Consider the following 13,523-nt stretch of genomic DNA (forward strand, 5'->3'; position numbering starts at 1 on the left):
TTTCGGTGGCCGACCGCGGAGGTTACGACTGTGGAGCGAACTTCTCACATCGTCGGATGCCGACGGTGAGGGTCACTCGGCGGGTGGGGCCGTCGGGGTCGGGGTCGTGCTGGGCAGCAGCGGATCCAGGGGCGCGGTCGTCTCGGTCGGGCTGGGAGTCGGCGTCGGCTCCGGTGCCGTGACCTGCGCGTGTGCGAACTGGCTCGCCATGGCACCGAGGACGATCAGCGCTCCGGCGACGCCGACGATCGTGTTGTCGCGCACGCGACGGCGGATCTGTCCTTCGTGCCAGGCGGTGCGGGCGGCGTACAGCCGGGCGCGCTCCTGCTCGGCGCGCTGGGCGCTCTTGCGTCCGGGCATCGGTGTCCCCTTCTTCGTCGTGACAGCATCTGCGAGCCTACCGTCGCGAGCAGTGGTGCCGCGTCGGGCGGGCGCTGCGTGTCCGCCGCCCGCATTAGCCTGGATACATGAACTCGTCCGCGCCCCTGATGTCGGGGCAGACCCCGCTCGCGGTGCGGATGCGTCCCGTGTCCCTCGACGAAGTCGCAGGGCAGAAGCACCTGCTTCGTGCCGGCTCGCCGATCCTGGCACTGGCCGACCCGGACGCGACTTCGCCGGGTGCGGTGTCGATCATCCTGTGGGGTCCGCCCGGCACAGGCAAGACGACCCTGGCGCAGGCCATCGCGCGCTCGTCCGGCAGGCGGTTCGTCGAACTGTCCGCCATCACCGCAGGGGTGAAGGACGTGCGAGAGGTCATGCAGGAGGCTGTGACCCAGCGCGATCTCTACGGGCAGACGACGATCCTGTTCCTGGACGAGATCCACCGGTTCACCAAGGCGCAGCAGGACGCGCTTCTGCCCGGTGTGGAGAACGGCTGGGTCATTCTCATCGCTGCGACGACGGAGAACCCGTCGTTCTCGGTGATCTCGCCGCTGCTGTCCCGTTCGCTGCTGCTGACGCTGCAGCCGCTCACCGACGACGACATCGGCGAGCTCGTCGATCGTGCCGTCGGCGACGCGCGCGGACTGCAGGGCGCTGTCGCGCTCAGCGGCCCGGCCCGCGCCGCGCTGATCCGGCTCGCATCGGGCGATGCCCGAAGGGCCCTCACCGGACTGGAGGCGGCGGCGGCCGTCGCCCTCTCGGGCGACAAGGACGATGACGCCACCGAGACCGTGCCCACCGTCAGCGACGACGACGTCGCTCAGGCGGTCGACCGCGCTCTGCTGCGCTACGACCGCCAGGGCGATGAGCACTACGACGTCATCAGCGCGTTCATCAAGTCGATCCGCGGATCCGACCCCGATGCGGCGCTGCACTATCTCGCGCGCATGATCGAGGCAGGGGAGGACCCGCGCTTCATCGCACGACGCCTGGTGATCTCCGCCGCCGAGGACATCGGACTGGCCGATCCGCAGGGCCTCGTGATCGCGACCGCAGCGGCCGACGCGGTGGCCTTCATCGGAATGCCGGAGGGGCGCATCCCTCTCGCCGAGGCCACGGTCTATCTCGCGACGACGGCGAAGTCGAACGCCTCGTACGTCGGCATCGATGCGGCGATCGCCGATGTCCGCGCCGGTGGATTCGGCCGTGTGCCCCTGCATCTGCGCGATGCGCATTATCCGGGCGCCAAGCGACTCGGTCATGGCAAGGGCTACCGCTACCCGCATGACGCCGAGCACGGCGTCGTGGGGCAGCAGTACCTTCCCGATGAGCTCGAGGGTCGGCGCTACTACAACCCCAAGACGCTCGGCGCAGAGCGGGATGTGGCCGCGCGTCTGGAGCGCATCAGGCGCATTCTGGGTGATCGCTGAGACGCTGCGGCCGGAAGCGACACTGAAGAGCATGACGACGTCATCGTTCCCGCCGGCATGCGCCGCTTCTCCTGCAGCGCTCTGCCTGATCGTCGCATTCGCGGTCGGATGCTCCGCACACGCCGTGCCGCCTTCGGCATCGGCTTCCGCGGAGGCATCCGATCCTGCGACCGATGAGGCGACTGCTCTGACGACGGGACATCCCGTGACGATCATCGACGACGGCTCGGGTGCCGAGCTCTGCCTCGGAGTCGTATGGCAACTGCTGCCGCCGGCATGCGACGGACCGCTCATCGAGAATTGGGAGTGGTCGGATCGGTCGGGCCATCACGAGGAGTCGTCCGGCGTGCGCTGGGGCGAGTTCTCCGTCATCGGCACCTACGACGCGGAAGCGAACACCTTCACGGCGACCGAGATCGTCCAGAGCCCTGACCGACCCGTCGAGCCGGTTGCCGACGCAGTCGCACCGGTCCCCGCGGCGCCGGGCGTCGCCGACGAATCCGAGCTGCAGGTCATCTACGAGGACGAGTCAGCGGTGCGCGACGATGTCCTCGTCTGGGGTGTCGATCCGATCGCGGGACAGGTCACCATGCAGGTGGTCTACGACGAGGACGGCATCGTGCAGTCGGAGATGGACGACGAGTACGGAGCGGGCGTCGTCCGGGTTCTCTCTTCGCTGGAGCCGGTGGGCTGAGACGCTGCGGCCGATCTGTTAGACTTGAGCGGCTCGAAACCGAGTTTTCGGGCATCTCCTCGTTCACACCCCACCTTGCTGGCGCCCCGGCGTGCGCTCCAAGGCAGAACGCGGACGATACGTCCGCGAGTCGCGAAAGTCGCGACCGCGTCATCGGAAGGACAGCTTCGTGACCACGAAGTCCCAGGACCGCCGTAAGGTACGTCTCAGCCGTGCCCTCGGCATCCCGCTCACCCCGAAGGCCGCCCGCTACCTCGAGAAGCGTCCCTACGCTCCGGGTGAGCACGGCCGCACCAAGCGCAAGGCCGACAGCGACTACGCCGTCCGTCTGCGTGAGAAGCAGCGTCTGCGCGAGCAGTACGGCATCCGCGAGAAGCAGATGCGCAACACCTTCAACGAAGCACGTCGTCACGACGGCCTGACCGGTGAGAACCTGGTCGAGCTGCTCGAGATGCGTCTGGACGCCCTCGTGCTGCGTTCGGGCTTCGCCCGCACGACCGCGCAGGCCCGCCAGCTCGTCGTGCACCGTCACATCCTCGTCGACGGCCAGCTCGTCGACCGCCCGTCGTTCCGCGTGAAGCCGGGTCAGCTCATCCACGTCAAGGCCAAGAGCGAGGGCACCGAGCCCTTCCAGGTGGCGGCAGCCGGCGGTCACGCCGAGGTGCTTCCCCCCGTTCCGGGCTACCTCGAGGTCGAGCTCGACAAGCTGCAGGCACGCCTGGTCCGTCGTCCGAAGCGCGTCGAGGTCCCCGTGACCTGTGAAGTGCAGCTCGTCGTCGAGTACTACGCAGCTCGCTGATCCGCGTCACCGCGAACAGCATCAAGGAGGCGTCGGGGATACCCGACGCCTCCTGTCGTTTCCGCATACGATGGAACGACCGCGTCTGGGCGGTCCGAGGGCGAGGACATCGACATGAAGAAGCTGCTGTGGTTCCTGATCGGCGTGATCGGCGGATTCGTCGCCGCGCACTTCATGAACAAGGACCCTCGCGGTCACGACCTGCTCTCCGAGGTGGATGCCCGCATCACCGGGTTCACCGCGATCCTCGGTGAGGCGTACCGCGCGCAGGAAGCCCGCCTCACTCAGCCAGACGAGAACTGATCTCCGTTCGGTCCGCGTATGCGGCGCCGATTCCCATCCACACGAGGACAGCCGTACCCCTATGAAAACTGCGGACATCGCGCAGCGCTATCTCGACTTCTTCGAGAAGAACGACCACACCATCGTCCCGTCCGCGTCACTCGTCTCCGACGACCCGACGCTGCTGTTCACGGTCGCAGGGATGGTCCCGTTCATTCCGTACCTCACCGGTGTCGTCCCGGCTCCGCACCCGCGCATCGCCGACGTGCAGAAGTGCATCCGCACCAACGACATCGAAGAAGTCGGGCGCACCGCCCGACACGGCACGTTCTTCCAGATGATGGGCAATTGGTCCTTCGGCGACTACTTCAAGGAAGGCGCGATCCGCTATGCGTGGGAACTGCTGACCAGCTCCGAAACGGATGGCGGCCTCGGCTTCGACGAGAAGGACTTGTGGGTCACGGTCTACGAGACCGATGACGAGGCGGAGGCGATCTGGCGCGACACCATCGGACTGAAGCCCGAACGCATCCAGCGCCTCGGGGCGGCCGACAACTACTGGCACACGGGTCAGCCCGGTCCTGGCGGCCCTGATTCCGAGATCTTCTTCGATCGCGGGCCCGGTTACGGCAAGGACGGCGGTCCCGCCGTCGATGACTCCCGGTTCTTGGAGATCTGGAACCTCGTTTTCATGCAGGACCTGCTCAGCGGCGTTCGCTCGAAGGTCGATTTCGACATCGCCGGCGCGTTGCCGCAGCGGAACATCGACACCGGCATGGGCCTCGAACGCGTCGCCTTCCTCAAGCAGGGTGTCGAGAACATGTACGAGACCGACCAGGTGCGTCCTGTCCTGGACCGCGCCGTCGAGCTCTCCGGTCGGCCGTACGGCGCCGTCCATGAGGACGACGTCCGCTTCCGGGTCGTCGCGGACCACGTGCGCTCCTCTCTGATGCTGCTCTCCGACGGCGTGCGTCCGTCGAACGAGGGCCGCGGCTACATCCTGCGTCGCCTGATGCGCAGGACGGTCCGTTCGATGCGCCTGCTCGGTGTGGATGCGCCCACCTTCCCGGAACTCTTCGCAGCGTCGCGCGATGCCATGAAGAGTTCCTACCCCGTGCTCGAGACCGAATGGGACCGCCTCTCCGCCACGGCCATCGCGGAGGAGGAGACGTTCCTGCGCACGCTGGCCGCCGGGTCGACGATCCTCGACCTCGCTCTGGGCGAGACGAAGAAGACCGGGGGCTCGACGCTCGCCGGCTCCGAGGCGTTCCTGCTGCACGACACTTACGGCTTCCCGATCGATCTCACGCTTGAGGTCGCCGAGGAGGCAGGACTCCAGGTCGACCGCACCGCCTTCGACGAACTCATGCGCGAGCAGCGCACGCGCGCCAAGGCGGACGCGAAGAGCCGTAAGCGTCAGCTGGCCGACGTCTCGGTCTACCGTGAACTGCGCGGACTCGGTGAGACCGGATTCGACGGCTACTCCGAGCTCGAGACCGAGTCGACCGTCCTCGGCATCCTCGTCGACGGTGCGCCGGTGACGAGCGCGACCGAAGGCCAGATCGCCGAGGTGGTTCTCGCCGAGACCACGCTGTACGCCGAGTCCGGTGGTCAGGTCGCCGACAAGGGCACCATCACCGGTCCGGGGTTCTCCCTCGAGGTGCTGGACGTGCAGAAGCCGGTTCCCGGCCTCATCAGCCACACCGTCGAGGTCACCACCGGCACCGTCGCGGTCGACGATCGCGCCACCACCGTCGTCGACGCGGCCAACCGCCGTGCGGCGCGCCAGGCGCACTCGGCGACGCACCTGGTGCACGCGGCGCTCCGCGACACGCTCGGCCAGAACGCGACGCAGGCTGGTTCGCTCAACCGCGCCGGCTACCTGCGCTTCGACTTCTCGTGGAACCAGGCGCTCTCGGCCGCAACACGCACCGAGATCGAGGAGATCACGAACCGCGCAGTCCACGATTCCCTCGAGGTCACGACGCGGGTGCTGACGCTCGATGAGGCCAAGCAGGCTGGCGCGATGGCACTGTTCGGCGAGAAGTACGGCGATGTCGTGCGCATGGTCGACATCGGCGGTCCGTGGTCGCGGGAGCTCTGCGCCGGCACCCACGTCTCCACGAGCGCCGAGATCGGTCTCGTCAGCATCACCGGCGAATCGTCTGTGGGTGCGTCCAACCGCCGCATCGAGGCCCTCGTCGGCCAGGACGCCTTCCGCGAACTCGCCGCAGAGCGCACCCTCGTCTCGCAGCTCACCTCGACGCTCAAGACGCCGCGCGATCAGCTCGCCGAGCGCATCGGCGAGATCGCCGCCAACCTGAAGACGGCGGAGAAGCGCATCGCGCAGTTCGAAGCCAAGGAGCGCGAAGGACGCGTCCCCGCGATCGCCGAGGCGGCCGAACGCGTCGGCGCCTATCGCGTCGCCGCACAGTCGCTGGGCGAGGTCGGATCCGCAGATGACATCCGCGGCGTCGCCCTCAACGTGCGCGATCGGCTCGGTGCGGATGCCGCGGTCGTCGCCCTCGGCGGCGTGGTGTCGGGTCGTCCGATCGTCGTGGTCGCCACGAACGACGCCGCCCGCTCCGCCGGAGCCAAGGCGGGCGTGCTGGCCAAGGTCGCCGCAGGAGCACTCGGCGGCGGCGGTGGCGGTCGTGACGACGTCGCGCAGGGCGGCGGCGCAGATGCGTCCGCCCTTCCGGCTGCCCTCGACGGCATCGTCACGGAGCTGCGCGGCGCGTGAGCGGCTTCCGGCGCGGCATCCGACTCGGGATCGATGTCGGCAGGGCCAGAGTCGGGGTCGCCCGGTGCGACCCCGACGGCATGCTCGCCGTCCCCGTCGAGACGGTCCCGCGTGATGACGGTTCGATCGAGCGTCTCGCCGAGCTCGCGGGCGAGTACGAGCCGCTGGAGTTCGTGGTCGGTCTGCCGGTGAACATGCGCGGCACCGATACCGCTTCGACGACGGACGCCCGCGAGTTCGCGGCGGCACTGGCACGGCGGACCGGGCTTCCTGTGCGGCTCATCGACGAGCGGTTGAGCACGGTTTCCGCACACCAGGCCCTGCGTGCTTCGGGCAGATCACAGAAGAATTCTCGTAGCATTGTGGATCAGGTTGCGGCAGTGGTCCTGCTGCAGCAGGCGATCGACATGGAGAAGAGCTCCGGAACCCCCGCAGGAGCATCCGTCGATCTCGATGAGGAGACCCACTGACATGCCCCAGGGAGATCTGTTCGACAACCTCCCGGATCCGTCGACCGAGCACCCGACGGTCGACCAGGCGCCACCCCCGCCCGGATCCCGCAGAGCCGCCCGTGAGGCCGCGCAGCGCGCCGGCGAGACCGGAGCGGTCGACGTCTCGACGACACCGCTCGACGTGCGCCCCGCTGATGCACCGTCCTCGGCAGACGCGACGCCGGTGACCACGGCATCCGCTCCTGCAGCATCCGAACCCGTGGCCCCGAAGGAGCCGATCAGTGCGCCGGCGGGCGGAGGCACCCTCGAGGACCTCTTCGCGCCGAGCGACGACGATCACCATGCCAAGCCGAAGCGCAAGCGGCGCACCGGTTGCCTCGTCGCGCTGATCATCGTGCTCGCCCTGCTCGGTGGCATCGCGGCAGGCGGCGTGTGGGTCTGGAACACGTACGGCGACCGCATCAGCGATGCGATGGGCTGGGGCGAACCCGAGGACTACGCCGCGGGCGAGGCCACCGGCGAGGTCCTCGTCACGATCGAAGAGGGCTTCACCGGTCAGCCCATCTCCCTCGCGCTCTACGAAGGCGGTGTCACGAAGACCGAGGACGTCTTCTACGACATGCTCATCGAGGAGGGGCTGAACCCGAACTTCCAGCCCGGTGTGTACAAGCTCCAGGAGCGGATGACGGCGGCCGCGGCCCTCGAAGCGATCGAGAACCCGGCGAACCGCATGGAGCATTCGGTCGGATTCGCCGAGGGCACCACGCTCAAGGTGATCGTGCCGACCATCGCCGAGGCCCTCCAGCTTCCGGTGGAGGACGTCCAGGCCGCGGTGGCGGACCCCGCGGCGTACGGCGTCGCCGCTGACAGCCTGGAGGGATGGCTGTTCCCGGCCGTGTACACCTTCGACCCCGGTGTCACGGCACCGCAGGCGATCCAGACGATGGTCGACCGCACCCGTGAATCGCTCGCTGCCGCCGGCGTTCCGGATGCCGAAGCGCAGCGCGTCCTCACGGTCGCGTCGATCATCCAGCGCGAAGGACGCACGGCCGATTTCGCCAAGGTCTCCCGCGTCATCGAGAACCGTCTGGCTGAGGACAACCAGGAGACCCACGGTCTCCTGCAGATGGACTCCACCGCGCAGTACGGTTACGGGCAGACGCACGACGGCCCGGTGTCCGAGTGGCCGTGGAAGGACGTCGTCGGCGATCAGAACCCCTGGAACACGTACCAGCACATCGGCCTGCCGGCCGGTCCGATCTCGGCGCCGAGCGCGGCAGCGATCGACGCGGCCATGCACCCCGCGGACGGCCCGTGGTTCTACTTCGTCACGGTCAACCTGGATACCGGCGAGACGGTCTTCTCGGCGACCTACGAGGAGCAGCAGCAGGCCGAGCAGCAGTACCAGCAGTGGTGCGAGGACAACCCCGACGGCGGATGCTACTGAACGCCATGCCCGGTGGATCGCGCCTGGCCGTCTGGGGCGATCCGATCGCGCACTCCAAATCCCCGGCGCTGCACGCGGCCGCGTACCGGATACTGGGGCTCGACTGGGAGTACGGCAGACGTCAGGTCGACGCGGCGCAGTTCCCTGAGGCGCTGCAGTCGCTGGATGATTCCTGGCGCGGTCTGTCCCTGACCATGCCGCTGAAAGAGTCGGCATACCGTGCGGCGTCCGTGCGCGATCGGCACGCTGAGATGACGGGCGCGGTGAACACGCTGCTTCTGGGCGACGAGCAGCGCGGCTACAACACCGACGTGGGCGGCATCGTCGACGCCCTCGCCGAGAACGGTGTGCGCGAGGTCGGCACCGTCCGGCTGCTCGGCGGGGGAGCCACCGCGGCATCCGCTCTGGTGGCGGCGGGCGATCTGGGTGCGCGGAAGGCCGACGTGCGCGCTCGGCGCCCTGACCGTGCACAGTCTCTGGTCGCGCTGGGCGCAGAGCTCGGCGTCGCGGTCGAGGTGCACCCGTTCGATGCCTCGGCGACGCCCGTCGATCTCACGGTCGCCACGCTGCCGAGCGGCACTGTTCTCGATGCGGCGATCTCTGCGCCGCTGGCCGAGCAGGGCGGCGTGCTCTTCGATGCCGCCTACGCGCCGTGGCCGTCCGCCCTGGCCGCGAGCTGGTCCGATGCCCCGATCGTCTCTGGTCTGGGGATGCTGCTGCACCAGGCCGTCCGGCAGATCCGGATCTTCCGCGACGGCGACCCGATGCGGGCGCTGGACGACGAGGACGCCGTCATCGCCGCGATGCGGGCCGCGCTCGACGCCTGACGTCACACGGTCGCCGGTCATGGGAGACTGGAGCAATGCTCCGCGTGCTCACGGCCGGCGAATCCCACGGCCCCGAACTCATCGCCGTCATGGAGGGACTGCCCTCCGGTGTTCCCATCTCGCCTGACCAGATCCAGGCGGATCTCGCGCGGCGCAAGCTCGGCTACGGCCGCGGTTCGCGGATGAAGTTCGAGCAGGACGAATTGACGCTGTCCTCCGGCATCCGCCACGGCAAGACGCTCGGCAGCCCGATCGCGCTGCGCATCGGGAACACCGAATGGCCGAAGTGGACCGAGGTGATGAGCCCCGAGCCGATCGAGCTCACCGAGAAGTCCCGCGGCCGCGGCGCTCCGCTCACGCGCCCTCGCCCTGGCCACGCCGATCTGGTCGGCATGCAGAAGTACGACTTCGACGAGGCCCGACCGATCCTCGAACGCGCCAGCGCTCGTGAGACGGCCGCGCGCGTCGCTCTCGGTGCGGTCGCGCGCGCATTCCTCGGCGAGCTCGGAATCCGACTCGTCAGCCACACGCTGTCGATCGGTCCCGTGCAGGTGCCCGGCGACGCCGCGCTGCCCACGCCGGACGACGTCGATGCACTGGACGCCGATCCGCTGCGCTGCTTCCACGCGGAGACCTCCGCACGGATGGTCGCCGAGGTCGACGATGCCAAGAAGGACGGCGACACGCTCGGCGGCATCGTCGAGGTGCTCGCGTACGGTCTGCCGCCTGGGCTCGGCTCGCACGTGCAGTGGGACCGTCGACTCGATGCGCGGCTCGCGCAGGCGCTCATGAGCATCCAGGCGATCAAGGGCGTCGAGGTCGGCGACGGCTTCGAGACGACCCGCCGCCGCGGTTCTGCCGCGCACGACGAGCTCTTCGCCGCGGATGCCGGAATCACCCGCTCCTCGGACAAGGCCGGCGGTACCGAGGGCGGCATGTCCACGGGAACCGTGCTGCGGGTCCGTGCCGGCATGAAGCCGATCGCCACCATCCCGCATGCGCTGCGCACGATCGATGTCGCGACCGGTGAGGAGGCCACGGCGCACCACCAGCGTTCCGACGTGTGCGCCGTGCCGGCCGCCGGCGTCGTGGCCGAAGCGATGGTCGCGATCGAGTTGGCCGGTGCGGTGCTGGAGAAGTTCGGCGGCGACAGCGTGGGCGAGACCCGTCGCAACCTGCAGGGCTACCTGGACGCGATCCCCGCGGAGCTGCGCACCGCGGCGGCCTCGGAGGCGGGACTCGCTGTCGGCGATGTCTGACGACCGGCCGCTGACCATCGTGCTCGTCGGTCCGATGGGCGCGGGCAAGACCAGCGTCGGGCGTCGTGTCGCCAAGCACCTCGGGGTGCCGTTCATCGACACGGACAAGCGGGTCGTCGCCGAGCACGGGGCCATCGCCGACATCTTCGCCGAGCACGGCGAGGCGCATTTCCGCGAGTGGGAGCGCCAGGCGGTGGCCACAGCGATCGCTGAGGGCGGAGTCATCTCCCTGGGCGGTGGCGCCGTCACCGATCCAGGGACCCGCGCGCTGCTGGAAGGCGATCCCGTCGTCTTCCTCGCCGTGAGTCCTGAGGCCGTCGCCGAGCGCATCCGCGGCACCAGCAGGCCGCTGCTGGTCGCCGATGAGGACCCGCTCGAGCGATGGACGCGCATCATGGAGCAGAGACGCGAGCTGTACGAACAGGTGGCGACGATCGTGTTCGACACGTCGCGCCGACCGATGTCGCGCATCGCGCGAGAGATCGCCGACTGGCGGAGAGGACTGTCATGAGCATCACGACCATCAGCGTCACGGGGCAGAGCGCGTACGACATCACCGTCGGCCGCGGCATCCTGGACCGGGTCTCGCAGGCCCTCGACCCCGCGGTGCGCAAGATCCTCGTGGTGCATCCGCCGACTCTGGGTGCCCGTGCGGCGGAGCTGCGCGACCGACTGCTCGCCGACACGGCGGACGGCCGGCGCGAAGTGCTGCTGGCCGAGATCCCGGATGCCGAGCAGGGCAAGCGCATCGAGGTCGCGGCGTTCTGCTGGCAGGTCATGGGCCAGGCCGACTTCACTCGCACGGACGCCGTCATCGGATACGGCGGGGGAGCGGTGACCGATCTCGCCGGCTTCGTCGCGGCGACGTGGCTTCGCGGCATCCAGATCGTCCAGGTCCCCACGACCGTGCTCGGCCTGGTCGACGCGTCAGTCGGGGGCAAGACCGGCGTCAACACGGCCGAGGGCAAGAACCTCGTCGGCGCTTTCTGGGCCCCGCGCGCGGTGATCGGAGATCTCGACGAGCTGACCAGCCTCAGCCCGCACGAGGCGACGGCCGGATTCGCGGAGGTGGTGAAGGCCGGATTCATCTGGGCGCCGGAGATCCTCGACATCGTCGAGGCGGATCCGGCCCCTGCGGTCGACACCTCGACCGACGAGTTCCGGCGCGCCGTCGAACTGGCGATCGACATGAAGGCGCGCGTCGTCTCGGATGATTTCCGCGAGGCGGGGCAGCGCGAGATCCTCAACTACGGCCACACGCTGGGCCATGCGATCGAGCACGCCGAGCGTTACCGCTGGCGTCACGGCGCCGCGATCTCGGTCGGCATGCTGTTCGCCGCCGAGCTCTCCCGGCTGGCCGGACGGCTTCCGGATGCCGCCGCAGAGCGTCATCGCGCCATTCTGGAATCCCTCGGTCTGCCGACCGGCTACCGGTCAGGCGCCTGGCCGCAGCTGCTCGCGTCCATGCAGCGCGACAAGAAGTCCCGCGGCGGGATGCTGCGGTTCATCGTCCTGGACGAGATCGCCAAGCCGACCGTGCTGCAGGCGCCGGACGAGTCGCTGCTGTTCGCGGCGTACCAGGAGGTCGCAGAGTGACCCCGATCATCCGTCGAGTGCGTGCCGAGGAGTGGCGCGACGTGCGCGGTCTCCGGTTGCAGGCGCTGGCGGATGCGGCGGCTCCCATCGCCTTCCTCGACACGCTCGAGAACGCCACCGTCCGTCCGGACGAGTTCTGGCAGGAGCGCACGGCCAGGGCGGCCGACACGGATGTCAGCGCGCAGTTCGTCGCGCTGGACGGCAGCGACTGGGTGGGTTCCGTCTCCGTGATCAGACGGGGCGTCGGCGAGACCGACCATCATGGCCGGCGGCTCGATCGGCCGCGCAGCGACGTGGTCGGGGTGTACGTGCGTCCGTCCCACCGCGGTCAGGGACTCATCGACGGTCTGCTCGCCGCGGCATCCGAGTGGGCGGTCGGTCTGGGGGACACCACCCTGACACTGGACGTGCATGCCGACAACGACCGCGCCCAAGGCGCCTATGTCCGTGCCGGCTTCGCGCCGACGGGGTTCCGATTCTCCGGACCGATCGGTCCGGAGGTCGAGATGGCGCGCCAGCTCGATGCCGGCGATAGGGTGCGATCGTGACCACTCGCCGCCTGCTGCTCGTCAACGGTCCGAACCTCAACCTGCTCGGCACCCGCGAACCCGGCGTGTACGGTACGGCGACGCTGACGGACGTGGAGCGCATCACGTCGGATGCCGCGGCATCCGACGGGTTCGATGTGCGCGCGATCCAGAGCAACCACGAAGGCGTGCTGATCGACGCGATCCACGCGGCCCGAGACGACTGCCTCGGCATCGTCATCAATCCCGGAGGGCTCACGCACACGTCGGTCTCCCTGCGCGACGCGCTGACCGGCGTCGCCCTGCCGTTCGCCGAGGTGCACATCTCGGATGTGCACAAGCGCGAGTCCTTCCGGCACTTCTCGTATCTCGAGGACGTCGCCTCGGTGCGCGTGATCGGCGAGGGCGTCGACGGCTACGCGACGGCCGTGCGGCGGCTGACCCCCCTCATCCCGTAGAATCGACTGTCGGCCGCGCCCGCGCGGCCCCGCATACCTCGACACGAAACGGAACCCGCTCCTCATGGCATCCACCGCAGACATCAAGAACGGCGTCGTCATCAACATCGATGGCCAGCTCTGGAGCGTGGTCGAATTCCAGCACGTCAAGCCGGGCAAGGGCGGCGCGTTCGTGCGCACCAAGCTGAAGAACGTCATGACGGGCAAGGTCGTCGACAAGACGTACAACGCCGGCACGAAGATCGAGATCGAGAACGTCGACCGTCGCGACTTCACGTACCTGTACACCGATGGCGACGGCTTCGTGTTCATGGACGTCGCGGACTACGACCAGATCACCGTCGGTGCCGCTACGGTCGGCGACGCGAAGAACTTCCTGCTGGAGAACCAGCAGGTCACGATCGCGACCAACAACGGCAACCCGCTCTACATCGACCTCCCGGCGTCCGTCACCCTCGAAGTGACCTACACCGAGCCAGGGCTGCAGGGTGACCGTTCGTCGGCGGGCACGAAGCCGGCCACGGTCGAGACCGGTTACGAGATGCAGGTCCCGCTGTTCGTCGAGACCGGCACCAAGATCAAGGTCGACACCCGTACGGGTGAGTACCTGGGCCGCGAGAAGTAAGGC

15 protein-coding genes are annotated in these 13,523 nt (G+C 68.8%); 14 read left to right on the top strand and 1 reads right to left on the bottom strand.

Going from position 1 to position 13,523, the window contains the following annotated elements:
* Nucleotides 1–72: 72 nt before the first annotated feature.
* Entirely contained in the window at nucleotides 73–360 is a 288-nt protein-coding gene (locus ACI7YT_RS09270; RefSeq protein WP_406250401.1) for a hypothetical protein, read from the bottom strand.
* 107 nt (nucleotides 361–467) lie between these two features.
* Between ACI7YT_RS09270 and ACI7YT_RS09275 the strand changes: the two genes are divergently transcribed.
* The 14 genes from ACI7YT_RS09275 (at nucleotide 468) to efp (ending at nucleotide 13,520) form a co-directional block, all read left to right on the top strand.
* Complete coding sequence (locus ACI7YT_RS09275; RefSeq protein ID WP_406250403.1) at nucleotides 468–1,811, top strand: replication-associated recombination protein A; 1,344 nt, start codon at nucleotides 468–470, stop codon at nucleotides 1,809–1,811.
* A gap of 31 nt (nucleotides 1,812–1,842) precedes the next feature.
* A complete protein-coding gene (locus ACI7YT_RS09280) occupies nucleotides 1,843–2,505 on the top strand; it encodes a hypothetical protein (RefSeq protein WP_406250404.1) in 663 nt (220 codons plus the stop codon).
* Nucleotides 2,506–2,674: 169 nt separating this feature from the next.
* Complete coding sequence (gene rpsD / locus ACI7YT_RS09285) at nucleotides 2,675–3,304, top strand: 30S ribosomal protein S4 (protein WP_406250405.1); 630 nt, start codon at nucleotides 2,675–2,677, stop codon at nucleotides 3,302–3,304.
* 114 nt (nucleotides 3,305–3,418) lie between these two features.
* The gene (locus tag ACI7YT_RS09290; protein ID WP_406250406.1) at nucleotides 3,419–3,607 is read left to right on the top strand and encodes a hypothetical protein; all 189 of its coding nucleotides are present in this window, start codon (nucleotides 3,419–3,421) and stop codon (nucleotides 3,605–3,607) included.
* Between the two features lie 61 nt (nucleotides 3,608–3,668).
* Nucleotides 3,669–6,329 (top strand): alanine--tRNA ligase, encoded by a 2,661-nt coding sequence (gene alaS / locus ACI7YT_RS09295; protein WP_406250407.1) that lies wholly within the window; start codon nucleotides 3,669–3,671, stop codon nucleotides 6,327–6,329.
* The gene (ruvX, locus tag ACI7YT_RS09300; protein WP_406250408.1) at nucleotides 6,326–6,799 is read left to right on the top strand and encodes a Holliday junction resolvase RuvX; all 474 of its coding nucleotides are present in this window, start codon (nucleotides 6,326–6,328) and stop codon (nucleotides 6,797–6,799) included. The genes alaS and ruvX overlap by 4 nt, the downstream gene beginning before the upstream one ends.
* A 1-nt stretch (nucleotide 6,800) precedes the next feature.
* A complete protein-coding gene (mltG, locus tag ACI7YT_RS09305) occupies nucleotides 6,801–8,228 on the top strand; it encodes an endolytic transglycosylase MltG (RefSeq protein WP_406250409.1) in 1,428 nt (475 codons plus the stop codon).
* Between the two features lie 5 nt (nucleotides 8,229–8,233).
* Nucleotides 8,234–9,055 (top strand): shikimate dehydrogenase, encoded by an 822-nt coding sequence (locus ACI7YT_RS09310; RefSeq protein WP_406250410.1) that lies wholly within the window; start codon nucleotides 8,234–8,236, stop codon nucleotides 9,053–9,055.
* A gap of 35 nt (nucleotides 9,056–9,090) precedes the next feature.
* Nucleotides 9,091–10,314: a chorismate synthase gene (gene aroC, locus ACI7YT_RS09315; protein WP_406250412.1), complete on the top strand. Its 1,224-nt coding sequence runs from the start codon at nucleotides 9,091–9,093 to the stop codon at nucleotides 10,312–10,314.
* Entirely contained in the window at nucleotides 10,307–10,825 is a 519-nt protein-coding gene (locus tag ACI7YT_RS09320) for a shikimate kinase (protein WP_406250413.1), read from the top strand. The genes aroC and ACI7YT_RS09320 overlap by 8 nt, the downstream gene beginning before the upstream one ends.
* Nucleotides 10,822–11,910 (top strand): 3-dehydroquinate synthase, encoded by a 1,089-nt coding sequence (aroB, locus tag ACI7YT_RS09325; protein WP_406250415.1) that lies wholly within the window; start codon nucleotides 10,822–10,824, stop codon nucleotides 11,908–11,910. The genes ACI7YT_RS09320 and aroB overlap by 4 nt, the downstream gene beginning before the upstream one ends.
* Nucleotides 11,907–12,458: a GNAT family N-acetyltransferase gene (locus tag ACI7YT_RS09330; protein WP_406250417.1), complete on the top strand. Its 552-nt coding sequence runs from the start codon at nucleotides 11,907–11,909 to the stop codon at nucleotides 12,456–12,458. The genes aroB and ACI7YT_RS09330 overlap by 4 nt, the downstream gene beginning before the upstream one ends.
* Nucleotides 12,452–12,895 (top strand): type II 3-dehydroquinate dehydratase, encoded by a 444-nt coding sequence (locus tag ACI7YT_RS09335; protein WP_406250548.1) that lies wholly within the window; start codon nucleotides 12,452–12,454, stop codon nucleotides 12,893–12,895. Before ACI7YT_RS09330 ends, ACI7YT_RS09335 begins: the two co-directional genes overlap by 7 nt.
* 64 nt (nucleotides 12,896–12,959) lie before the next feature.
* Nucleotides 12,960–13,520, top strand: a complete 561-nt coding sequence (efp, locus tag ACI7YT_RS09340) for an elongation factor P (RefSeq protein ID WP_406250418.1) — start codon at nucleotides 12,960–12,962, stop codon at nucleotides 13,518–13,520.
* Nucleotides 13,521–13,523: the final 3 nt, after the last annotated feature.

This window comes from Microbacterium sp. M, from assembly GCF_045181065.1.
In the GTDB taxonomy this organism is placed as follows: Bacteria; Actinomycetota; Actinomycetes; order Actinomycetales; family Microbacteriaceae; genus Microbacterium.